Annotated in this window: 17 protein-coding genes; 5 read left to right on the top strand and 12 right to left on the bottom strand. The window is 60.0% G+C overall.

Annotated features, from left to right (window positions below; translation table 11 throughout):
- Nucleotides 1–14: 14 nt before the first annotated feature.
- Entirely contained in the window at nt 15–1,307 is a 1,293-nt protein-coding gene (locus tag QRN20_RS02475) for a PQQ-dependent sugar dehydrogenase (RefSeq protein ID WP_057410029.1), read from the bottom strand.
- Nucleotides 1,304–1,732 (bottom strand): DUF2231 domain-containing protein, encoded by a 429-nt coding sequence (locus QRN20_RS02470; RefSeq protein WP_029242519.1) that lies wholly within the window; start codon nt 1,730–1,732, stop codon nt 1,304–1,306. The genes QRN20_RS02475 and QRN20_RS02470 overlap by 4 nt, the downstream gene beginning before the upstream one ends.
- 577 nt (nt 1,733–2,309) lie before the next feature.
- Here QRN20_RS02470 and QRN20_RS02465 point away from each other — a divergent pair.
- A complete protein-coding gene (locus tag QRN20_RS02465; protein WP_029242518.1) occupies nt 2,310–2,888 on the top strand; it encodes a CGNR zinc finger domain-containing protein in 579 nt (192 codons plus the stop codon).
- A 7-nt stretch (nt 2,889–2,895) separates the two neighbouring features.
- Here the strand turns inward: QRN20_RS02465 and QRN20_RS02460 are convergent, their stop codons facing one another.
- The 7 genes from QRN20_RS02460 to QRN20_RS02430 form a co-directional block, all read right to left on the bottom strand.
- Entirely contained in the window at nt 2,896–3,267 is a 372-nt protein-coding gene (locus QRN20_RS02460; RefSeq protein WP_029242517.1) for a hypothetical protein, read from the bottom strand.
- A 67-nt stretch (nt 3,268–3,334) separates the two neighbouring features.
- Nucleotides 3,335–4,396 (bottom strand): SDR family oxidoreductase, encoded by a 1,062-nt coding sequence (locus tag QRN20_RS02455; RefSeq protein WP_285359979.1) that lies wholly within the window; start codon nt 4,394–4,396, stop codon nt 3,335–3,337.
- Between the two features lie 78 nt (nt 4,397–4,474).
- Entirely contained in the window at nt 4,475–4,624 is a 150-nt protein-coding gene (locus QRN20_RS02450; protein WP_004882896.1) for a DUF2256 domain-containing protein, read from the bottom strand.
- On the bottom strand, nt 4,621–6,159 hold the full coding sequence (locus tag QRN20_RS02445) for a cryptochrome/photolyase family protein (protein WP_285359978.1): 1,539 nt from the start codon (nt 6,157–6,159) through the stop codon (nt 4,621–4,623). Before QRN20_RS02445 ends, QRN20_RS02450 begins: the two co-directional genes overlap by 4 nt.
- A gap of 37 nt (nt 6,160–6,196) precedes the next feature.
- The gene (locus QRN20_RS02440; protein WP_122500806.1) at nt 6,197–6,736 is read right to left on the bottom strand and encodes an NUDIX hydrolase; all 540 of its coding nucleotides are present in this window, start codon (nt 6,734–6,736) and stop codon (nt 6,197–6,199) included.
- A gap of 32 nt (nt 6,737–6,768) precedes the next feature.
- Complete coding sequence (locus QRN20_RS02435) at nt 6,769–7,482, bottom strand: NUDIX hydrolase (protein ID WP_088235670.1); 714 nt, start codon at nt 7,480–7,482, stop codon at nt 6,769–6,771.
- 1 nt (nt 7,483) lies between these two features.
- On the bottom strand, nt 7,484–8,029 hold the full coding sequence (locus tag QRN20_RS02430; RefSeq protein ID WP_088235669.1) for an adenylyltransferase/cytidyltransferase family protein: 546 nt from the start codon (nt 8,027–8,029) through the stop codon (nt 7,484–7,486).
- Between the two features lie 186 nt (nt 8,030–8,215).
- Between QRN20_RS02430 and QRN20_RS02425 the strand changes: the two genes are divergently transcribed.
- The 4 genes from QRN20_RS02425 to QRN20_RS02410 all read left to right on the top strand — a co-directional run bounded on the left by QRN20_RS02425 (nt 8,216) and on the right by QRN20_RS02410 (nt 12,497).
- The gene (locus QRN20_RS02425) at nt 8,216–8,857 is read left to right on the top strand and encodes a nicotinamidase (protein WP_029242511.1); all 642 of its coding nucleotides are present in this window, start codon (nt 8,216–8,218) and stop codon (nt 8,855–8,857) included.
- Between the two features lie 16 nt (nt 8,858–8,873).
- Nucleotides 8,874–10,079 carry a nicotinate phosphoribosyltransferase gene (gene pncB, locus QRN20_RS02420; RefSeq protein ID WP_004882887.1) on the top strand — a complete coding sequence of 402 codons (1,206 nt, stop codon included), beginning with the start codon at nt 8,874–8,876 and terminating at the stop codon, nt 10,077–10,079.
- Between the two features lie 7 nt (nt 10,080–10,086).
- The gene (gene nadE / locus QRN20_RS02415) at nt 10,087–10,923 is read left to right on the top strand and encodes an NAD(+) synthase (RefSeq protein ID WP_285359977.1); all 837 of its coding nucleotides are present in this window, start codon (nt 10,087–10,089) and stop codon (nt 10,921–10,923) included.
- Between the two features lie 302 nt (nt 10,924–11,225).
- Nucleotides 11,226–12,497 carry an aspartate carbamoyltransferase gene (locus QRN20_RS02410; protein WP_096768093.1) on the top strand — a complete coding sequence of 424 codons (1,272 nt, stop codon included), beginning with the start codon at nt 11,226–11,228 and terminating at the stop codon, nt 12,495–12,497.
- A gap of 33 nt (nt 12,498–12,530) precedes the next feature.
- Here the strand turns inward: QRN20_RS02410 and QRN20_RS02405 are convergent, their stop codons facing one another.
- The 3 genes from QRN20_RS02405 to eprS all read right to left on the bottom strand — a co-directional run bounded on the left by QRN20_RS02405 (nt 12,531) and on the right by eprS (nt 21,309).
- Nucleotides 12,531–14,693: a TonB-dependent siderophore receptor gene (locus QRN20_RS02405; RefSeq protein ID WP_285359976.1), complete on the bottom strand. Its 2,163-nt coding sequence runs from the start codon at nt 14,691–14,693 to the stop codon at nt 12,531–12,533.
- 407 nt (nt 14,694–15,100) lie between these two features.
- On the bottom strand, nt 15,101–18,214 hold the full coding sequence (locus QRN20_RS02400; RefSeq protein ID WP_285359975.1) for an autotransporter domain-containing protein: 3,114 nt from the start codon (nt 18,212–18,214) through the stop codon (nt 15,101–15,103).
- Nucleotides 18,215–18,306: 92 nt separating this feature from the next.
- Nucleotides 18,307–21,309: an autotransporter serine peptidase EprS gene (gene eprS / locus QRN20_RS02395; RefSeq protein ID WP_285359974.1), complete on the bottom strand. Its 3,003-nt coding sequence runs from the start codon at nt 21,307–21,309 to the stop codon at nt 18,307–18,309.
- Nucleotides 21,310–22,002 lie beyond the last annotated feature (693 nt).

Genomic DNA, 22,002 nt, shown 5'->3' with positions numbered 1-22,002 from the left:
CGAAGCGTTGAGGGTTACTGGTTACGCGTCACTCGCCACACGGTGTTGGCCAGGTCGTCCGCAATGATCAGCGCACCTTTCGGGTCGACCGTCACACCGACCGGGCGGCCTCGGGTCTTGCCATCGTCGCCACGGAAACCCGTTGCGAAGTCCAGCGGTTCGCCCGAAGGCTTGCCATTGCTGAACGGTACGAAGATCACTTTGTAGCCGACCGGATTGTCGCGGTTCCAGCTGCCGTGTTCGCCAACAAAAACGCCATTGGCAAACTTGTCGCCCATTTCCGGGATGGAGAAATCCACGCCCAGTGCGGCTACGTGCGAGCCAAGGCTGTAGTCCGGTTTGATCGCGGCGGCGACTTTCTCCGGATTTTGCGGCTGGGCGCGGGTATCGACATTCTGGCCCCAGTAGCTGTAAGGCCAGCCATAGAAACCGCCTTCCTTCACCGAACTCAGATAATCGGGCACCAGATCCGGACCCAGTTCGTCACGCTCATTGACCACGGCCCACAACTGCCCGGTTTCAGGCTGAATGGTCAGCGCTGTCGGGTTGCGAATGCCGGTGGCGTAAGGCTTGTGCGCGCCAGTCGCGGCATCGATCTGCCACACCATCGCACGATCAATCTCGACTTCCATGCCGCGTTCGGTGACGTTGCTGTTGGAGCCGATGCCGACGTACAGGAAGCGGCCATCCGGGCTGACGGTTAACGCTTTGGTCCAGTGATGGTTGATGGCCGAGGGCAGGTCGGTGACTTTGGTCGGCGCGCCGCTGGCCTGGGTCTGTCCTTCCTGATAATCGAAACGCACCAGCGCGTCCTGATTGGCCACATACAATTTGCCATCGGCAAACGCGAGGCCGTAAGGCGCGTTGAGGTTTTCGGCGAACACGGTCTTGGTTTCGTAAGTACCGTCGCCGTCAGCGTCACGCAGCAATGTCAGGCGGTTGCCGCCTTTGACCTTGGTGTTGCCCTCGGCCTTGATCACGCTGGCGATAACATCCTTCGGCTTGAGCTTGGCAGCGCTGCCACCGCGGCCTTCGGCCACGATAATGTCACCGTTGGGCAGGACCAGCGTCTGACGCGGGATGCGCAAGTCGGTCGCGATGGCGGTGATCTTGAATCCTTCAGGTACGGTCGGCTTTTGGTCGCCCCAGGCCACGGGCTCGGCAATCTTCATGCTCGGCAGCAGACCGCGTTGCGGTTCCGGCAGTTTAGGGTCCGGGCCGCGCGCCTGAGTGCTGTCCGGCTCACCGCCACAGGCGCTCAGAAGCAGCGCCATGCTCAAGGCTGTCAGTGCGATTTGAGGTTTCATTGCTCATCTCCCGAACGCAGGTTGGTCAGTCCGATCCAGGCGGCCACGACAGCCAGCAGGGTCACGATGACTGAAAGCACCAGGCCCGAAGGCATGACAGCCCAGGCGTCCTTGGCGTGCTCGAATGCGTTGACCAGCCCCAGTACCCAAGTGATCAGCAATAGCAGGAAATACAGCACCGGACGCCCGGCCTTGTGCTCGGCGCGGACTAGATTCACCAGCGCAAACAACAGCGCAAAACCACAGAACACCAGCGCCCCGGCGATCAGCCAGGCGGCGAAATTGGCCCACTGGATCTGAAAGGTCTGGTAGTAGGCAATGTCACTCAACAACGCCCCGAGAAACAACGGCACGGTCCCGGCCAGCAGGATCGCGTGAAGCGGGCCTGGTGTCCTTCGGTAAGCGGGATGGGCGGTAACGGTCATAGCGGCTCCTTATCGTTCAGCGATGCCCGGCCAGGTCACGGCACGAATTTACCGGCCGCCGGGGTCGCGTTGACTGCGCATAGGAAAGGATCGTGCCGCCAAAGCGATAGTTCAGTGAGTTTTCATGTCGAAATGTGTTGAAGGATCAATGGCACCGGAAATGGGTGGCAGCCTTGTGGTAGAGCGGTTGGTTGATGTCGAAGGATGAAGCGATATCCGTCACGCCGCTTTCCAGCAGCGAATACCCGTCTGTGGGAGGCGGCTTGCCGGCGATCTGCCGGGAACCGCCAGCAAAATCTGCACGCGCGGTGTGTCAGATGCAATCTGGGGCCGCTGCGCAGCCCATCGCTGCCGTCGTAACCTCCGAGAGCTCCCACGCCCTTTGGGCAGAAGCAGACGGGCGTGCATTTTCAGTAAATGACAAAGTGTTTGATTGGAGACAGCTTGTGCCTGTTGGCCATGCGGCATTTTTTGAAGTGTTGGAACGGCCACCCAAGACAGGATGAACTGTTCTTTGGTAACTATTCAAATAGAGTTTATCGGTTACAATAGCCGCCAGAATTTCAGGAGTACTGTAATGACCCCCTCCAGCTCGACCGCCCAGCTTCCGGCCCCTTTGATACTCGCCGACCACCCCGCGCTTGATCTGCTCAACACCCGAATGATGGTTGATGGGCAGCGCCGCGATCTGCTGACCAGTCACGCGTCGGCGACTCAATGGCTTGAACAGGTTGGTCTGGGAAGTGATGCGTTTGATGAGCGCTTGCTCGATGAGCTGCGAGAACTGCGCGAGAGCATCGAACAGCTCGTTCAGGCGCGTCTGGAGAACAGCGTTGCGGATCCGTCACGGTTGAATGCCTTTCTGCTCAGGGCTGTTCCGCAGTTGGTGTGGGAGCCGTCAAAGGCGCCTGAGCTGGACCGTTTCTGTCAGCCGAATGCCACGGATCGTGTTGTAGCCGAGATCGCTTTCGGGGCCGCACAATTGCTGGCTGAAGGGGACTCATCGCTGCTGCGCAAGTGTGAAAGTCATGAGTGTTCGCTCATGTTTTACGACCGCACCAAATCGCACAAACGACGCTGGTGCAGCATGGCGCTGTGCGGCAATCGTCACAAGGTGGCCGAGTTTCGCAAGCGCAAGCAGGAAGCGAAAGGTTAGGTCGCGTTCAAGTTTTGCAGATACTGCCCGCTATCGCATCCAGCTCGCGGTCATAGCTGGCGCGCTCTCCGGCACTGAGAAAGCCCTGGGTCTTCACAAAACCTGCGCTGTCGGAGCGGATTTTTTCAATCTGGTTGTACAACTTGTCAGCCTGCTTTTGCGGCAGATGTCCGGCTCTGTACAGGCTACCGATGTCCGCCTGCAAGACGCTGGCTCGTGTCGAAATATGTGCTTCATTTCTGTCGGTGATCGAGCCGCCTGTCCTGCCTTCAAGTGCACGCTGCTCGACAAGGTTGCAACCTGACAGCGTCGGTGCGGGTTGAGCTGCGAGGGCGCTCAGGCTCAGGGTCGCAAAGGCGGCGGCTACAAGCATTCTCATGAGGGTTTCCTGTCAATGCGTGGGACCGGCCGGGTCATCCCGGCCGGCTCCGATTATGGGCGATGATTCAAGGAATCAAACGCTCGCGACGCAGTTTTTCAAACACTTCGAAAAACGCATCATCACTCGCCTTGAACGCCGTGAAGCCCAGTTTGCGGCTTTTCGACATGTCGGTGACGACTTCAATCGGACGACCCAGGTCGGCATCGGTGTGCCACGGAGAGATCAGGCGATTGATATCGCCTTCCTTGAGCTGGTGTTTGCTGACGATATCGGTCCAGGCCTTCTGATCGTCAGCCATCTGCTTTTCCAGCGGCGCGGGCTGCGCAGGGAAGTCAGCTGCCTGCAGACCGAAGTAATCGGCGATCTGGCCCCACATCCAGCTCCAGCGGAACACGTCACCGTTGGTGATGTTGAACGCCTGATTGGCTGCTTCAGGTGTTGTCGCTGCCCACAACTGTTGCTGAGCGAGTTGGCGGGCGTCGGTCATGTCGGTGAGGCTGTCCCACTGGACGCGTGAGCCTGGGAACACGAACGGACGGCCTGTGGCCTTGCAGATGGTCGCGTAGACGGCGAGGGTGGTCGCCATGTTCATCGCGTTGCCGACTGCCACACCGGTCACAGTGTGCGGACGATGCACACTCCAGGTGAAGCCGTCTTTTTCGGCAGCGGCGTAGACCTCATCTTCCTGCGCGTAATAGAAATTCTCGATATCGAGGCGCGGCTGGGTTTCCCTGAACGGTGTCTGGGGCAGCGTGCCTTTGCCATAGGCTTCGAACGGGCCGAGGTAGTGTTTGAGGCCGGTCACCAGCGCCACGTGCTGCACGCTTTTGGCCGGGCGGAAGGCGTCCAGCACGTTACGCACCATGGCTGCGTTGACGCGGATGTTCTCGGCTTCGGTGGCCTGACGCGACCAGGTGGTGATGAATATGTGAGTTGGTTTGAGGTCTTTCAATGCTGCGTTCAGCGACGCCGGATCCTGAAGGTCGGCAGCCACCGGAATCACGCCGGGCACGGAAGAAGGGCTACGGGAGAGGGCGGCAACCTGCCAATTGTTTTCCAGCAACAATTGCGTGATTGCGCTGCCGACAATGCCACTTGCGCCAACAACCAGAGCGGTCTGGGTCATGGGGTTTCTCCTGTGAATGAATGATCAGTCATGGAGGTTCTGAACCACTTTGTACCAGACGGTTCAATTTGATCTTCGTCAGTTGGTCGAGGCAGGTTTCGCTTTGTGCCGTCGACAGCGCTCCGAGCAGTAGCGCACCTCATCCCAGCAGCGCGCCCATTTTTTCCGCCAGGTGAACGGCAGCCCGCACACGACGCAAGTCTTGACTGGAAGCTCGCTCTTTTTCAAATCGACTCCCCGGCGTCCAGTCTGGCGAGCAGCGTCTGGCCTCGATCCCAAAGGGCGTCCAGCTTGGCGTCGTTCATGCGGTCGAGGTTTTTGTACACCATCCCCAGGCGTTGATTGCTGCGCAGCAGGTCGCCGTGGCGCATCAGGAAATGCCAGTACAGCGCGTTGAACGGGCAGGCGTCTTCGGTGGTACTTTCGCTCACTTTATAGTGGCAGTCGCGGCAGTAATTGGACATGCGCTTGATGTACTGGCCGCTGGCGCAGTAGGGCTTGGAGCCCAGATACCCGCCGTCGGCGTGCATGACCATGCCCAGCGTGTTGGGCAGCTCGACCCAGTCGAAGGCGTCCATGTAGATCGCCAGATACCATTCGCAGATTTCAGTCGGTGCGATGCCAGCGAGCAAGGCGAAGTTGCCGGTCACCATAAGGCGTTGAATGTGGTGCGCGTAGGCGTATTCCAGGCTTTGGCCGATGGCCTGACGCATGCAGTTCATCTTCGTGTCACCGGTCCAGTAGAACTCTGGAAGCGGCCGGGTGTTGCCGAACCGGTTGCCGGTGGCGTATTCCGGCATTCTCAGCCAGTACACGCCGCGCACATACTCGCGCCAGCCGATCAACTGACGAATGAAGCCCTCGGCGGCATTCAGGGCAATCTGCCCCGACCAGTAAGCGGCTTCCACATCGCTGCACACCTGACGCAGATCCAGTAGACCGATGTTCAGTGCGGCGCTGATGCGGGCATGGAACAGGAAGGGCTCGTTGCTGGCCATTGCATCCTGATAGTCACCGAAGGCGGCGAGACCGAAATCCAGAAAGTAGGCCCAGAGCGCCTGGGCATCGGCGTGGGTGACCGGGTAATCGAACGTGTCCACAGCGCCGTAGTGGCTGGCGAAGCGCTCTTTCACCAGCGTCATGACCTGCCGGGTGGTGGCGTCTGGCGCAAAGCGTGCGGGGTAGGGTGCGGTGACGCCTTTGGGCAGCGCCTTGCGGTTTTCGGCGTCGAAGTTCCAGGCGCCGCCGACCGGTGTACCGTCGCCATTGAGCAGCAGCCCGCTCTTGCGGCGCATTTCGCGGTAGAAGAATTCCATGCGCAGCTGTTTCTTGCCCTGCGCCCAAGCCGAGAATTCGGTGCGCGAACACAGGAAGCGGCCATCGACATGCCACTGGATCGGCAGGTCCGTGTCTCTGATCGACTGCTCCAGACGCCAGTCGCCGCATTCGGTGACGTGCACTTCGTCAGCCTGCAACAGCGACTGCCAACGGCGCAGCTCGCCGGGCACCGAGCCTGTGTTGTCCGGATCATCAAGGGCGACGTACTGCACCTGAAAGCCGCGTTCGCGCAGGCTGTCTGCGAAGTGGCGCATGGCGCTGAAGATCAGGATGATCTTTTGCGGGTGATGCGGCACATGGGTGGCTTCTTCCATCACTTCGACCAGCAAAATCGTGTCGCTTTCTGCGTTCAGATCCTGCAGCGACGCCAGGTCGAAAGACAACTGATCGCCGAGGACAAGGCGCAGACGTTGAGGTGCTTTCATTCGGGCGGGATCCGGAAATGCAGCGAAAGGATGATCATCAGGTATCGGCGTGGCAGCTCAGCAGGGTCAAGGCTGACAGCGTGTGGCCGTCGGTGATTTCGCCTCTGAGGATCATGTGCTGAACGTCTTTGAGGCTCTTGATCATGATGTTATCCACCTCGCCGTCGGTTTCCTCGCTGACGTCGCCCGACACCTCGACGATGCACACCGACACGGCGCTGGCCAGCAGTGAAGTGTTGCTGTGCAGCTTGCCGATCTCGGTGGTTTTCAGGGCCACCATGCCGGTCTCCTCAAGCAGCTCGCGTATGGCGGCTTCGACAGCCGTTTCTCCCTCGTCGATTTTGCCGCGCGGGAACTCGATGGACATCTGGCCGATGGCGCGACGCATCAGCGACGCGAGCACCACACGGCCGTCCGGCAGAACGGGCACAACCACTACGCCGTTGATGGGATTGGGCTCTTTGATGATCTTGTAGCCCTGGCCTTCGGGCCGGGTTCCGTCATTGACGTCGATAACGTCGAAGAACCGGGTACTCAACAGGGTGGTGACAACGGGGTCTTTCGTGGGTGCGCTCATGTGCATGTCCTTGGCTGGCTCATCATGTCTTTTCAGGCAAACGAGCGATCGAAGTAGAAAATCCTGCCAGGCTTGAGGTTCTCGACCGTGGCCTGGGCCTTGATGCCTTCGCCGGACTTCTTGCGCCCGGTTTCCTTTATGTAGCCTTCTTCCGTCAGCTTGATCAGCCGCTGGCGCATGCTCGACTTGAGGACCGGTCGACCCAGCGCCACAGAGTAGATCGCGGTCGCTTCCGGCGCGCTGAATTCACTCCCCAGAAACAGCAGGGGTAGGCTGGAGTAGAGCGACTTCGAATACAAACGTTCAGCGGTCTGGTCGATGAGGTCGTTGTGGTCGAAGGGCAGCAGGCTTTCGCGGCTCAACAGCGCCTGAAGCGGCACGAATTTCTGTCGCTCGTTCAGATGGGCTTCCTGATCCAGAATGGCGAGGTAGAAGGTCGAAGACGACCAGCATCTGGGATCACGAAACGCATTGCCCACGGTGCCGACCTGCTCGATATAGCCAAGCTTGACGCCGATCTTTTCCGACTCGATCAGGCGCTTCACCCCGGCGTCCATCGACACATCGCGCACTTCGCCATTGAGTACCAGGCCTGGCAGCGCCCAGCTTTCCGCGAAAGGTTCGTTGGGGCGTTTGTGCAGCAAAACTTCGAGCGCCAGGGTCTTGCGACAGTAGCGTAGGACCACGAGGTCGATGGTGTGCAGATAGTCCATTTTCGGCGGGGTGTCGTGTTCGGTCTGGCTCATGTCAAACGGCACCTGATGCGTAAATATCGTAGTTTACCGGATCAAGACCCGGCGCAATCCAGTGAGTGGGGAGTGGGGCCCCATCAAGCAGTTGCTTGCGTAAGGCAGTGCTGCGTACGCCAATCTGTTCGGGGGCGATGATCACCGAGAAGGTTTCAAGCAGCTCGGGTCCCAGGTAAAAGCCGGGCAGGGCGTCAGCCACGTCCTGACCGACTACCAGTGCGATGCTTTTCGGCGCGCAGCCTGTAGTGTTCGCAAGGCAGGTCAGCAGGTTGAAACTGTAGACAGGTCCCGGGCTCTGGCTGAAGAGTTCGCGTTCGATATCGCTGACCGACAGCTCACCGCCGCATTGATTGCGGACGTTGTCTGTGATCAGGCGCAGCCACTGAAGACGAAGGTCGTAATCCACCATGACCTTGCCATAAGGATGCTGATAAGACGGCACCACCATCGTGAGCCTAGCCTGCCGGGAGGCGTGAATCATGACATTGGCATGGCCTGCGTGGGGTGGATTGAATGCTCCACCATAGACTGCGATCTCGAACATGGCGTTCTCCTTTGAGTCAAAAAGTACACTAGATGTACTTAATGATCAATCGGCTTTTTGCATGGCATGGACACGATCATCCTTCATGAAAAGATATGTGAGGCTCATTTGAAAACAGGTTCAAATTAGTGTTGACCGCAAAGTACATCAGGTGTACTTTGTGGTCATGCAAACGAGGAACACATCATGAATGCCAACAAGATCAAGACTGCTTCGTTCGATGTCGATGCCCAAAAAAGCTTCACGCCGTTGTGCCCTGACGAGCTGCCCGTCAGCGGGGGTGATCAGATTGGTGAGGCGCTCAACTTCATGGCGACCCTTGCCCGCCTGCGTCTGGGCAGCAAGGATGCCCACGCGGTGAATGCGCCCTGGATCGTTGAAACCCATGAAGGCATGCTCCAGCCAACCGGGCTGAAGCACGCCGACCTGACCTGGGTGAGTCACTGCATACCGGGCACCGAAGGCTTCAAGTTGCTGGATGTGTTGCCTCAACCGCTCGAATACGATTACTTCGTCTGGAAGGGCGTAGAGCCGGATCTGCATCCTTACGGAGCGGTTTGGCATGATCTGGATGAAAAACTGTCTACAGGCGTTATCGAATACCTGAAAGCCAACGGCATCGAGCGCGTGATCGTTGGCGGCCTTGCGCTGGACTTCTGCGTCAAGACCACCGCCCTGCAATTGGCCAGAGCCGGATTTGTCGTGGTGCTTTATGTACCTGCCTGCCGGGGCATCAGCGAAGAGGGTTCGCTGGCGGCGCTGTCCGAGATGGCGCAAGCCGGCATTCTGATTGCCAATAATCCGCAAGAATTGACCGAACTGGCCTGAGGCCTGGGAGACAGACATGGAAAGTGTTTACGACTTCAGCAAACCGATTGTTCGTTCGCCGACTGACGACGATATGTACAAGCTGTCGATGGGGCAGGCGATCTATCACGCCTATCCCAGCGCCGATACCGAATGGGCGCTGCGGGTTCGCTCTCAGGACGATCTGACGCCGTACATCAACGAAATCCGCGAGGCAGTCGATCAGCTTCAGGAGCTGGAAAGCAGTCAGGACATGCTGCGTCATCTGCGTGGCATTCCTTACATCAGCACCGACTACATCGACTATCTGGAGGACTTCCGTCTCAAGCCGCGCTTCGTAAAAGTCGGCGAGAAAGACGGTCAGCTGGAAATCCGTGCACGCGGTCCGTGGGTTGGCGTATCGCCGTTCGAGGTCAAGATTCTGGCCATCGTCAGCGAGATCCGTAACCGCCATGTCTACCCGGATCTGTCTCTGGAGCAGGTGCGTGAAAGTCTCTACAAGAAATTCGACTGGTTGAAAGCCAACGCCACGACAGAAGAGCTGGCGGCGTTCAAGGTGGCTGACTTCGGTACGCGTCGCAGGATTTCCTACCTGGCTCAGGAAGAAGTCGTGCGCACCATGATGCGCGACTTTCCCGGTGAGTTCGTCGGCACCAGCAATATTCAACTGGCCCGCGAATTCAATATCCGTGCAGTCGGCACGCAGGCTCACGAATGGTTTCAGGCGCACCAGCAACTGGGGCCGCGTCTGGTCGATAGCCAGAAGGCGGCGCTCGATGGCTGGATCAAAGAGTATCGCGGTGATCCGGGGCTGACCCTGGCCGACTGCATCAATCAGGACGCCTTCCTGCGCGATTTCGATTCGTACTACGCCAAGCTGTTCGACGGCTGCCGTCACGACTCGGGCGATCCGCTGGTGTGGGGCGACCGCATGATCGCGCACTACGAATCACTGCGCATCGACCCGCAGACCAAGACGCTGATCTTCAGCGACGGCCTGAATCTGGGCGACAAGGCGCTGCGGATCCTGCGTCACTTCCGGGGGCGCATCAACGTTTCGTTCGGCATCGGCACCGACCTCACCAACGGCGTCGAAGGCGTGAAGCCGCTGAGCATCGTGATGAAAATGGTCAACTGCCAGGGTCAGCCCGTGGCGAAGATTTCCGATGCGCCGGGCAAGAGCCAGTGCGAATCGCCGGAGTTTCTGTCGTACCTCAAGCAGGTTTTTCAGGTCAAGGAGTGAGGACATCATGAATACGCAAACCAATCTGCAAACCGAGATCCAGTCAGCCTTGGGCATTGATCGAGGCATCAAAGACGCTGACAGCGTGAACGCCGAAGTCGCCCGACGCATTGGCTTCATCAAAGGCGTGCTGCTCGAGTCCGGTGCGAAAGCGCTGGTGCTGGGCATCAGTGGTGGGGTGGACTCGTCTACCACTGGACGCCTTTGTCAGCTGGCGGTCAATGAGCTGAAAGCAGCTGGGCACGCAGTAAAGTTCGTCGCCGTGCGGCTGCCTTACAAGACTCAGGCCGATGAACACGATGCTCAGGCGGCATTGAGCTTTATCCAGCCAGACCTGATCACCAGCGTGAACATCGCTGGTGCGGTCGACAGCGTGATGGGCGAAATCTCCATAGAAGGTCTGGAGCCGAGCCCGGAGCTCACCGACTTCGCCAAGGGCAACGTCAAGGCCCGCACCCGGATGCTGGCGCAGTATGCGATTGCCAACTTCGTCGGCGGCCTGGTGGTCGGGACTGACCACGCTGCTGAAGCCGTGATGGGGTTCTTCACCAAGTTCGGCGACGGCGCCTGCGACCTGGCACCGCTGAGCGGCCTCACCAAAGGACAGGTCCGTCTGATCGCAGGCGCACTGGGTGCTCCGGCCCACCTTGTCAGCAAAGCCCCGACAGCCGATCTTGAAGACCTAGCCCCGGGCAAGCTGGACGAAGTGGCCTACGGCTGCACCTACGACGACATCGACAACTACTTGCTGGGCAAGGACGTATCGGCGTCGGCTGCGGCGATCATCGAAGCGGCTTACCGCAAGACCGCCCACAAACGTGAGTTGCCGATCTCTCCTGTCTGAAGTCTTGCGCTGATCACCGATCCATCTGCGTCGCCAATCAGTTTGACGTGATCGTTCCTCACGCAGAGCGTAGGAACGATCATCGTCGTATTCCTCCAGGAGGACTTGTGTATAACGCCGACGCGGAGCGTGGACACGATCAGTTTGAGGTGATCGTTCCTCACGCTCCGCGTGGGAATGCCTCTCGGGACGCTCCGCGTCCAGCGTACTCAACGCTTCCGACTATATGCCGTATGTACGCTTGATTTGTGTTGGTAAGAAGTTGAGCATACGCAGTGTGTATACCTGACTCGGTCTTCCTCATGTCCCAACAAGTCTTCCTTCGCGACGCCATGCGCCGTCTCAATTTCACCCGCGACGGGCTCGCCCAGCGTCTTGGTGTCTCACGCCGTGCGCTGGACAGTTGGCTGCTGCCTGACGATTCCGCCGAAATGCGCAAAATGCCAGACATCGCGCAACGCTTTGTTCTGGAGATTCTGAAGGGCAGTGCAGTTGCCTCGCAGCATGCAGACTCGCGGCCGCACGGCAACGAGGAAGTTGCCCGGCACCTGCTCTCGGTCGAGACCTACACCCGAGAGTCGGTGGAAGAACTGCTGCGAATCGCCGACATGATGCAGCCGGTTGCCCGCCGCCAGAAAACCACTCGCGTGCTTGAAGGGGCCGTGCTGGCGAATCTGTTTTTCGAGGCCAGCACTCGCACGCGACTGAGCTTCGCCTCGGCCTTCGCCAGGTTGGGCGGGTCGGTGTGCGATACCACCGGATTCACCTTTTCATCGATGGCCAAAGGCGAGTCTGTCGCCGACACCAGCCGCGTCATCAGCGGCTACGCCGACATCATCGTCGTGCGCCATCCCGAACTGGGCGCGGTCGCCGAGTTCGCCGAAGCCACTCACGTTCCGGTGGTCAACGCGGGCGATGGTCCGGGCGAACATCCGAGTCAGGCACTGCTGGACCTCTACACCATCCAGCGCGAATTTTCACGGCTCGACAAACTGGTCGATGGCGCACATATCGCCTTCGTCGGTGACCTGAAATATGGGCGAACCGTACACTCGTTGAGCAAGCTGCTGGCGCTCTACCGCAACCTGACCTTCACGCTGGTCTCGCCCACTGCGTTGGCTCTGCCCGAGCATCTGGTGCAGTACCTGACGGATAAGGGGCATCGCGTCGAGCAGACCCAGGATCTGGCCAACGGCTTGAAAGGGGCCGACGTGGTTTACGCAACGCGCATTCAGAAAGAGCGTTTCGCCGAACAGGAAACGCTGGAAGGTTACAGCGCTGACTTTCAGGTCAATCAGGCGCTGGCCAACGCGGTGTGCGGTGCCAATACCCTGATCATGCACCCGCTGCCGAGGGACTCCCGCCCCGATGCCAATGATCTGAGCACCGACCTTAATCTCGACTCACGGCTGGCCATCTTCAAGCAGACAGACAACGGTATTGCCGTGCGCATGGCGATCTTTGCGTCGCTGCTGGGGGTTGAAGATCAGGTCCAGCGGTCACTGCGTGATGTGGGGTGGCGTGTCCCGATCTATCTGGGGCCGGATGAGGTGGTGCCTTATCGCGAGCAGTGATGGGCCATCCATGGCCGCCCGGAACAGGGTGAATCAGAACGTGTATTTGGCCGTCAACGTGAAGTTGCGCGGATCGCCATAGGTGTCGGTTGAACCCCACACCGAACTGGTACCAATCGCCGCGTAGTAGACCCGGTCGAACACGTTGTTGGCGTTCAGTTGCAGGTCCAGATGCTTGTTGACCTGATAACCGGCCATCAGGTCGGCGACGGCGTAGCTGCCTTGTTCCAGACGATAGCTGCCGTTGGTAAGGGCGATGTCGTTGTACATGCGGCTCTGCCAGTAGACGTTGCCACCCACGCGCAGTTTTTCCAGCGGGCCCTGAAAGCGGTACATCGTCGACACCTTGAACAGGTGTTCAGGCGTATCGGTGTCGAAGCGCTGGTTCTTGTTCGCCGGATCGGCGTCCTTCACGTAATGGGCGCGGGTGAAGGTGTAGCCAGCGCCCACCTGCCAGTTCTCGGTCAGTGCGCCTTGCAGTTCCATGTCGATACCCTGGCTGCGCACCAGGCCTGACGCGTCGTAGCAGGTGAGCACCGGGCAGCCTGCCTGAGTCGAGGTCTGGGTTCCGAGGTTGGTCTGGTCGGTGCGGAAAACCGCCAGGCTGGCGTTGAGGGCGCCGTTGAAGTACTCGCCCTTGATGCCGACTTCATAGTTCTCGCCGACGACGGGCTTGAGCTGCGCGCCGGACAAGTCCTGATAGCTCTGTGGCTGAAAGATGTCGGTGTAGCTGGCATACACCGAATAGGTGTCGTCCAGTTTGTAGATCAGGCCGCCATACCGCGTCACGTTTTTGGTGACCTTGTAGTCGCCATCGCCGGTGCGATCATCGTAGTCGTACCAATCGAGGCGTCCGCCGAGAATCATCGTCAATGGATCGGCCAGACTCAGACGTGTGGTGAGGTAGACGCCTTCCTGAGTGGCGACGCTGTGCAGGTTGCCGTCACGTACGAAGTTCGGCTTCGGTGCGGCAATCGGCAGGCCAGTGTCGTAGGGGCTGTATTCCTTGCTGTCCTTGTCATAGACGCGCCGACTGGCGCCAACGACCAGTTCGTGGGTGCGGCCCAGTGCCTGGAAGGGGCCGCTGGCGAAGGCATCGAAGGCGGTCTGTTTTTCTTCGGGGCGCGACTGATACGCCGTGGTTTCCAACGGACCGTTGTAGCGCGACAGGTAGGTGCCTGAGAACAGGGCGTCCAGTGAAGAGGCGGTGCCGGCCAGATGCAGTTTCCAGTCGTTGTCGAAGCGATGTTCCAGTTCGGCAAAGACCGTATCGATCTGCAGTTTCTTCTTTTCCCAGTCGGAGCCGGGGTAGGTGGAGCGGGGCAGGTCCAGGTGGTGGCCATCGGTGCCCAGCGGCAGGCCGCCCCAGAAGAAGTTGGTCTCGTCTTCCTGACGCGAATAGCCCAGCGTGGCGGTCGTGGCGTCGCTCAGATCAGCCTCGACCACGCCGTAAAACAGACCGTGATCACTCTCTTCCTTGTCGCGAAAGCTGTTGGCGTCCTGATAGGAGCCGACCACGCGGCCACGCAGGGTGCCGCTGTCGTTCAGCTTGCTCGACGCATCGAACTCGCCGCGATAGTTGTCCCAGGTTCCGGCACTGCCGGTGAGCGTGACCTGTGGCTCTGCCGTCGGACGCTTGCGCACCATGTTGATGGCTGCCGACGGATTGCCAGCGCCGGTGATCAGACCGGTGGCGCCGCGAATCACTTCGACGCGGTCGAACATCGCCAGATTCGGCTGTACGCCCGCCGTGAAGCCTGAGTACGAGGCGGGGATGCCGTCGTACATGATGTTGTCGATATCGAAGCCGCGGGACGTGTAGGTCTGTCGGCCCGGTCCGCTGGCCTGGCTGAGGAACAGACCGGGCGTATTTCTGACCACGTCGTTGACGCTGGTCATGGCCTGGTCGTCCATGCGCTGGCGGGTGATGACCGTCACCGCTTGTGGGGTTTCGCGCATGCTCAGGGGCAGTTTGGTAGCGGTCTGCATGACACCGGTGGTGTAGGAGCCGGAGCCTTCCGTGGTCGTGCCCAGACGGTCATCGCTGATTTCGGTGGCGCCGAGTTCCAGCGTGCCGGTCGCTTGTTCGGGTTGAGGCTCTGCGGCGAAAACGCCATGAGAGGTTGCTATCCCGATGCCGATGGCCAACAGGCATGGCGTGAAACGAAAACGGCTTTGCAGTTGCTGGCCCGACATGACCTGACACTCCCTGAACGCCTTCCATGGCTGCATGATAATGTTGATAAGAACGATTCGCGTTAGTGTGACAGATTGTTTCTGTGGGAAAAAGCCTACGCGGACAAATACTTAACAGAATTTTCACATCTTGGAGTGGGCGAATAATCAGGGCATGCGGGTGTTTCGAGGAAAAAGGAGGGAGGTAATGAGCAGCGGGTAAAATTCAGAGTGTGTGATGCATAGGCTGAGTTATCGCGGGTCGTGGGACGCGCCACGACCTCTCCGACGTAGCGCTATCGCGTGGCAAACACCGGACCGTGGGAGGCGGCTTGCCGGCGATGCAGTCGACGCGGTTTGTCAGAAAAATCGCGTCATCGTTCATCGCCGGCAAGCCGCCTCCCACGGAGGTAGCGTTGTTTCAGTAATCAGAACTGCCAGTCCAGCGACAGGCCCACGCCATGAGTCTTGTCACGCGAACCCAGCAGGCCGTTGTAGTCCAGGTTGACCCGCGCATCCTTGCCCAGTGCGAGACTTGCGCGGGCACCGACGACCGCAGCGTCACGGTCCATCGAAACGCTTTGCACCGCGAAGGTGTTCACGCCACTGGCGAATGACAGATGTTGATCGGACGAGGTGTCGCTCAGGTTGTGCTGCCAGCCCAGCGTTGCCGAAACGTCCAGCTTCTGCGTGTCGTTGAGGTTGAAGCGGTTGCCTGCGCGTACACCCAGCGTGGACAGTACGGTGTCGCGCGTATCGTCACCGCCCTTGAGCGCGGTGGCACCGCCTTTCTCGGTGAAGCTGTCGCTGTCCAGGTGCACATAAGCCAGGTTGGCGAACGGCTCCAGGGCCAGCGGTTGCAGGTTCAGACGATACGCCGCTTCGGTGAAGACCTGAGTGGACTGCGCATCACGCTTGACCTTCTGACGGTCCGAGAAAGGACCGAATTGCAGATCACGCTTCACGTCGATCCGGTGCCAGCTGTGGGACGCGCCCGCTGTCAGACGCATTGCACCCTGTTCGTGCCCGATATACGCACCCAGATGGTAGCTGTCAGCCGATGCCCGCGAATGGGTGTCATCGCCCAGGCTCAACGACGTATCGCTGTAACCGGCCATCGCGCCCAGTCGCGTGTGCTCGCTGATCAGACCATCGACACCTGCGAGCAAGCCGCCCAGCGATGACGTCGAGCTGGCGCCGTCGCTGCTGCCGCTGTTCTTGCCCCATGCACCCAGTGCCTTGACCCAGACATTGTTGTCATCGCTGCCCGGTGTCGGCTGGTCGTAAAGGCCCGCGACCCGCAGACGATCACCCACGGCATCGCGCAACTGACGACTGTCATTGATCAGTTGGGTCGCGATGGCCGGATGCACTTCACCCGACAGCTGCGTGAACGCGCGACGCGCCGTGGCCGTATCCGGGCTCAACGCCACACTCTCATACACCGCGTTACCAGCGCTCAATTGCTCGATGGCCGAGGCAACGCTGCGCTGATTGGACGTCTGTGCAACGCTGGCGAAGCTGTTGCCGTTACGCTCGACGGCCAGGGTGATCCCAGTGCCGGTATAGGCCAGGTTTCCGCTCAGAAACGCAGTGTTGGTCAGGACCGAACCAAACTGACCCTGAACGCCTCCCGCTGCTTGCAGCACATCGAACGGCCGGTTGAGGATGCTGTTGGTCTGACTGCTGCTCAACAGTGACGGGTCGGTTTCCAGTGCCAGCGCCATGGTTGCACCGGTGACCGTAGCCTGACCGCCGACCACGAGTCGGTCGCTGCCAGCCGGGGACAGTTCCACCGCGTAGGCGGAGCCCGGTGCCAGCAGCAGATCGCCCGCGACTCGCAGTGTGCCGATCGAGTTGCCCGGCGCGACCGTAGCGCCACGATTTGCGGTCAGTGCGCCGACGCTGCCATTGCCACCCAGTACGCCGCTGTCATTGACGGTCACCGCCGATGCCAGTGAGCCGTTGATGGCCAGACGACCCTGATTGACCAACGTTGGCCCGCTGTAGGTGTTGGCGCCGGTCAGCATCAGCGTGCCGATACCTTGTTTGGTCAGGCCGCCATGCCCGGAAATGTCGTTGCTCCAGACATCCAGCCCGCACTGCGGCCCGCTGCAGGTGCGCTGGGTGGGTTTGCCTGCATCGACCACGGCACCGACGCCGGGAAGATCGACGACGAACTGGCTGTCGCCATAAGCGCCGTCAATACGGAATTCGGCCGGAATATCCGCCTCGGTGACCAGCATGCTCGGGCCATTGACTGCCTTGCCCAGATTGATCATGCCCCAACCGTACAGCGCGTCGATGCCCGGCGCGCCGAGGTCGGTGGCGGTGGTTTTCAGTACGTCGGCCACCTGTGCGCCGGTCATGTAAGGGAAGCGCTCCATCAACACGGCCATGCTGCCCGCCACGTGCGGGGCCGCCATGGAGGTGCCGTTCTTGTTGGCCCAATCGGTGGTCAGGTTTTCAAGGCTGTTGCCGTTGATCACCGAACTGAAAATGCGCGTGCCCGGTGCCGAGACGCAGAAGCTGGCGGTGTAGCCGCAGCGTGACGAGAAGGTGCTGAGCGTATAGGGCGTACTCACCGCAGCGGCGGCGTTCGGGTTCACCTGCAGCGCTGCGACCGTCAACCAGTTAGGCGCGATCTCCGGCACAAAGTAGCCCAGCCCGGCCATGGCATCGGGGTTGTTCAGGTTGTAGTCATTGCCCGCTGCGAAGATCGTCACCACACCGCTGCGTGCGGCGTCGATAGCGCCCTGATAAGCACCGCCCGGACGTGTGCCGAGGATCTGGCGGATCTGGTCGAACTGCACCTGTGCGTCCTGCACGGTGAAATGCGGAAACGCGGGATCCTTGCCGCCCTGGTCGAAGCGGTCAGTGATGCCGATGCCCCAGCTGTTGTTGATTACACGAGCGCCGCTGGCGACCAGCGCATTCCAGCCGGCCTGGTAGACCGCGCCGTCGTTGCCGAGCACGATGCCGTCTTCGGGACCCGGGTCGCCATTGTCGGCGCTGATGATCTGTGCGTTGAAGGCTACGCCATGCATGGGCCCGCCATCGCGGCTGCCGCCCGCAATCCCGCCGACGTGCGTACCGTGGTTACCCAGTTTGCCTCCGGAGTCCAGAGTCGGTGCGCCGTCGTAGCGAAACACATCGCCAGCCTTCACCGGTATATACGGGTCGGTGTATTCGCGGATGCCGCTGGTGACCAGATTGATGACCTTGCCGGTGCCTGAGAACTCCGGGTGCGCGGCGTACACCGGCTGGTCGAAAATGCCCAGCTTGATGTCCTTGCCGGTATAGCCCGCCGCATAGGCCTGATCGGCATTGATGGCTCCCAGCCCCCAGTCTGCGTTGAATTCGGCACTGCGCCAGCTGGCTGCATTGCCGGATTGTCCGGCCTCGACGTAAGGCGCAGCCTGCGCAACGCTCATGGTCGCGAGGTAGACCGCCAGTGCGCCGCAGGAGGCACGGTTGATCGCTCTGATGGACTGACGAAGAGAAGTGACAGAGGCCTGTCGGGTGATAAACGCATCGTTCATGAAACTACCGTCCTTAGTTGACGCACACAAAACCCCGCGCGCATGCAGGTGCATGCGCGTCGTTCTTTTTTGAAGCGAGAGGCGTTACGGAATCAGAACTGCCAGTTGAGGCTCAGCCCGACACCGTGGTTTTTTTCGCGACTGGCCAGTTGGCCGCTGTAATCCAGACTCACCCGGGCGTCCTTGCTCAACGCCAGACTGGCGTGGGCGCCGACCAGTGCAGCATCGCGCACCAGCGGTGAGCTTTCGACACCGAAGCTTGCGCCGCCGGACGCGAACGCCAGGTGTTGCTGCGAGTCGGTGTCGCTCAGGTTGTGCTGCCAGCCGAGGCTGCCCGACAGCTCGAGTTTCTGCTGGTCAGTGAGGGAGATGGTTTTCAAGGCGCGTGCGCCGAGGGTACTCAGCACGGCATCGCGTTTATCGCGGCCTGCCGACAAGGCTGCTGCGTCGCCTTTTTCGGTGAAGCCGTCAGTGGCCAGATGCACGTAGGCAAGGTTGGCGAAGGGTTCAATCGTCACTGGCTGCAAGCGGACGCGATACGCAGCTTCGGTGAACACCTGCGCAGTCTCTGCATCGTGTTTTGTCTTCTCACTGCCACTCGCGCCGCCGACCTGAACATCACGCTTGGCATCGATACGGTGCCAGCTGTAAGCGCTGCCCAGTGTCAGACGCAGCGCGCCGATTTCATGGCCGACATAAGCGCCCAGATGGTAGCTGTCGACCGAGGCACGTGAATGTGTGCCCGAACCCATGTTCAGCGAGCTGTCGCTATAGCCTGCGACCAGACCCAGACGAGTGTCGTCGGCCACGTTTCCATCGACACCGGCCAGCAGGCCGCCAATAGACGTCGTATAGCCAGCGGTGTCATCGCTTGAATCGGTCTTGCCCCAGGCGCCCAGCGCCTTGAGCCATACATTGTCCTGCGCCGGGGTGTTGCCGTCAGTGCCGAACACGCTGGCGTTCAGACGCTCGCCAACCGCGTCACGCACCTGGCGACTGTCGTTGATCAGCACCGTGGCGATCGCCGGGTAAATCTCGCCGGACAACTGCTGGAAGCTGTTGCGTGCCGACGCGGCAGTGGGGGAGAGCAGCAGGTTTTCGTAAACGGCGTTTCCGGCGCCCAGTTGCTCGGCAGCCTTGGCAACGGCGGCCTGATTGGGCGTCTGCGCAACGCTGTCGAACGCGGCGGTGCGTTCGATATTCAGAGCGATGCCGGTGGCGGCGTAATCGAGTCGGCCACCCAGAAACGCATAGCTGGACGACACACTGCCAAACTGGCCGCTGACGCCGTTGGCAGCCTGCAACACATTGAACTGACGACCTTCCAGCGTTTGGCCGGAGGTGGCGCTCAGAGCGATGGGCGTTTCATCCAGCGCCAGCGTCATGTTGGCGCCTGACACATTCGCACTGTCGGTGGCAACGATACGGTCGCTGGCTGTCGGCGAAAGCTCGACCGCGTAAGTCGATCCCGGCTCGAAAACCACGTCGCCGTTGACCTGCAAGGTGCCGATGGAATTACCCGGCGCAACGCTGCCGCCGTTGCGAGCCGTCAGCTCGCCGATTTGACCGTTACCCCCCAGTGTGCCGCCAGCATTGACCTGCACGGCAGAGGTCAGCGAGCCGTTGACTGACAGCAGTCCGTCATTGACCAGCGTGTCACCCCGATACGTGTTGGCACCGTCGAGAATCAGCCGGCCCGCGCCGGACTTGATCAGGCTGCCCTGGTACTGGCGCTGTGCAGCGGCGGCCGCCCGTGCGGTGCCGACCGCATAATCGGTCTGGTCCTGCTGACTGGCCGTGCTGGCCACGCCGTTCTGCCAGCCTTTACTGACCAGCGTCTGTTGCCATGTGGCTTGCTCGGTGCGGTCTTCGGCCTGACGCTGGATCAGCGCCTGATCGGAAATGTTGTTGCTCCAGGTATCGGTCTGGCCTGCGCCCAGCGTTGCATCGAAGGTGCCGAGCAACTGACCCGGCCCGCGCATGGCCCGCTCCAGATTAGCCACGCCCCAGCCCACGTTGCCGTTGGGTGCCTGGGTGACCGAACCGTCCAGTTGGGTCGCCGTGGTCAACAGCACCTGCAGCGCCTGCTCGTTGTTCATGTAGGGGAAGCGTTCCATCACCAGCGCGAGCGCACCTGTGGCGTGCGGCGCAGACATCGACGTACCGGACTTGATCCCGTAACCACCGCCGGGCACGGTGCCGTTGATCAGGCGTCCGGGTGTGGTGATGCACCAGTATTTGGAGATGCCGCACTGGTTGTAACGTTGACCGTTGGTGTCGTCCAGGCCCGACACGGCGAGCCAGTGACCTTCCAGATCAGGTTGAAAATACGGCAGCGACGCCCGCACGCTGGCATTGGCATAACCGCTGTTGCCTGCGCTGAACACATTGATCACGCCCTTGCGCGAGACGTTGGCTGCTTCGTCGAGCCAAGTGCCGCGGTTGTAGTGCTGGGCATAGGCGGCGCGCATGCCATCGTAGGTGGCGTAGGTCACGTCAGAGGGCTGGCTGCCCCAGCTGTTGTTGATAGCGCGTACACCGGCATCGGCCAGCGCGCCATACACCGCTCGGAAATAAAGCGGGTCCGGGCTCGGGCCGAACAGAAAACTGTCGTTCTTGTTGGTGTTGCCGACGTAGACCTGCGCGTTGTAAGCCACGCCATGCACGCCGACGCCATCGCGGGCTGCGCCCATAGTGCCGGTCACGTGGGTGCCGTGTGTGTCGTTGTTCGGGTTGATGGCACCGGTAACGCTGAACGGCGAGCCATCGACATAGGTGCCGCTGGCGGTCACTGCATGAAAACGCGACGGACTGGCTTCAGGGTGGGAAGGATCGAAACCGGAGTCCAGCGCACCGATTTTCACGCCTGCGCCAGTGATGCCTGCTGCGTACGCGTGTTCGGCCTGAATACGGCCAAGTCCCCAGTCGCTCTGAAACTCGGCAGACCGCCAACTGGCAGCATCGCCCAACCTGCCTTGTTCGACGTAGTCGGCGTAGGCAGAGCAGCCAAACGTGAAGGAAAGTGCGCAAAGAGCGCCTGTTGCAGCAGGTTTAATAGAACAACGGACAGCACTGACGGCTTTCGACTTTTGCATCCATGCACACCTTAAACTGATTAGCTCCCTATCGAGCGCCGTAAGAACATAGTCCCCACTTACTCGCTTGGCAACAGAATTGTTTCAGAATGGATACAAGTTTATTTATATATGAATAACGCATCAGGGATTATTTTTTATCGTGATAGGCCCTTGAATTATTGAACGAATTTCCACGTCTCGGATCAGGTGGAGAGGGTGGGGTGATGGCGTTTTAGTTGCACTTGCTTCCCGTAACTGGTTCGCTGCATGTTTGCAAATTGAACGGGCGTTAATGCAGGTCTCAGGCGTCTTGTCCTTTTGTTGGACAATATTGATGCGATGGTCTATGCGCTTTGCATCGCCTGAAGTTAAAACGAAGAATGATGAGGTGAGCCGCTCCAACGCACTTGACGGTGGTGTTGTGAAAGTGGATGAATCACGTAAGTCCGGGGCGTTTTGCCATCATTTTTCTGAACCGCTTAGTTCACTTAATCGCCACGCTTATGTCTGTTACCCATCTAACGGGTGATGTTGTGAAGACTTTCGAATTTGTCACTTTTTGTTTGCTTTCGCGTTTAAATCCATGGTTATTATCGCCAGCGCTCCGGGTCACGAACCCGGGCCAAGGATTGCCATGACTACAAGCCGGGCAATCTCAGCCGATCGGGACAACCCAGGCGCTGACACCCCTGCGCAGGCCATTCCCCGTCG

Origin of the sequence: Pseudomonas sp. fls2-241-TYG-175 (assembly GCF_030209155.1) — a bacterium.
Classification (GTDB): domain Bacteria; phylum Pseudomonadota; class Gammaproteobacteria; order Pseudomonadales; family Pseudomonadaceae; genus Aquipseudomonas; species Aquipseudomonas viridiflava.
Note: the sequence above shows the minus strand (reverse complement) of the source record. Positions and strands in the feature narration are given on the sequence as shown.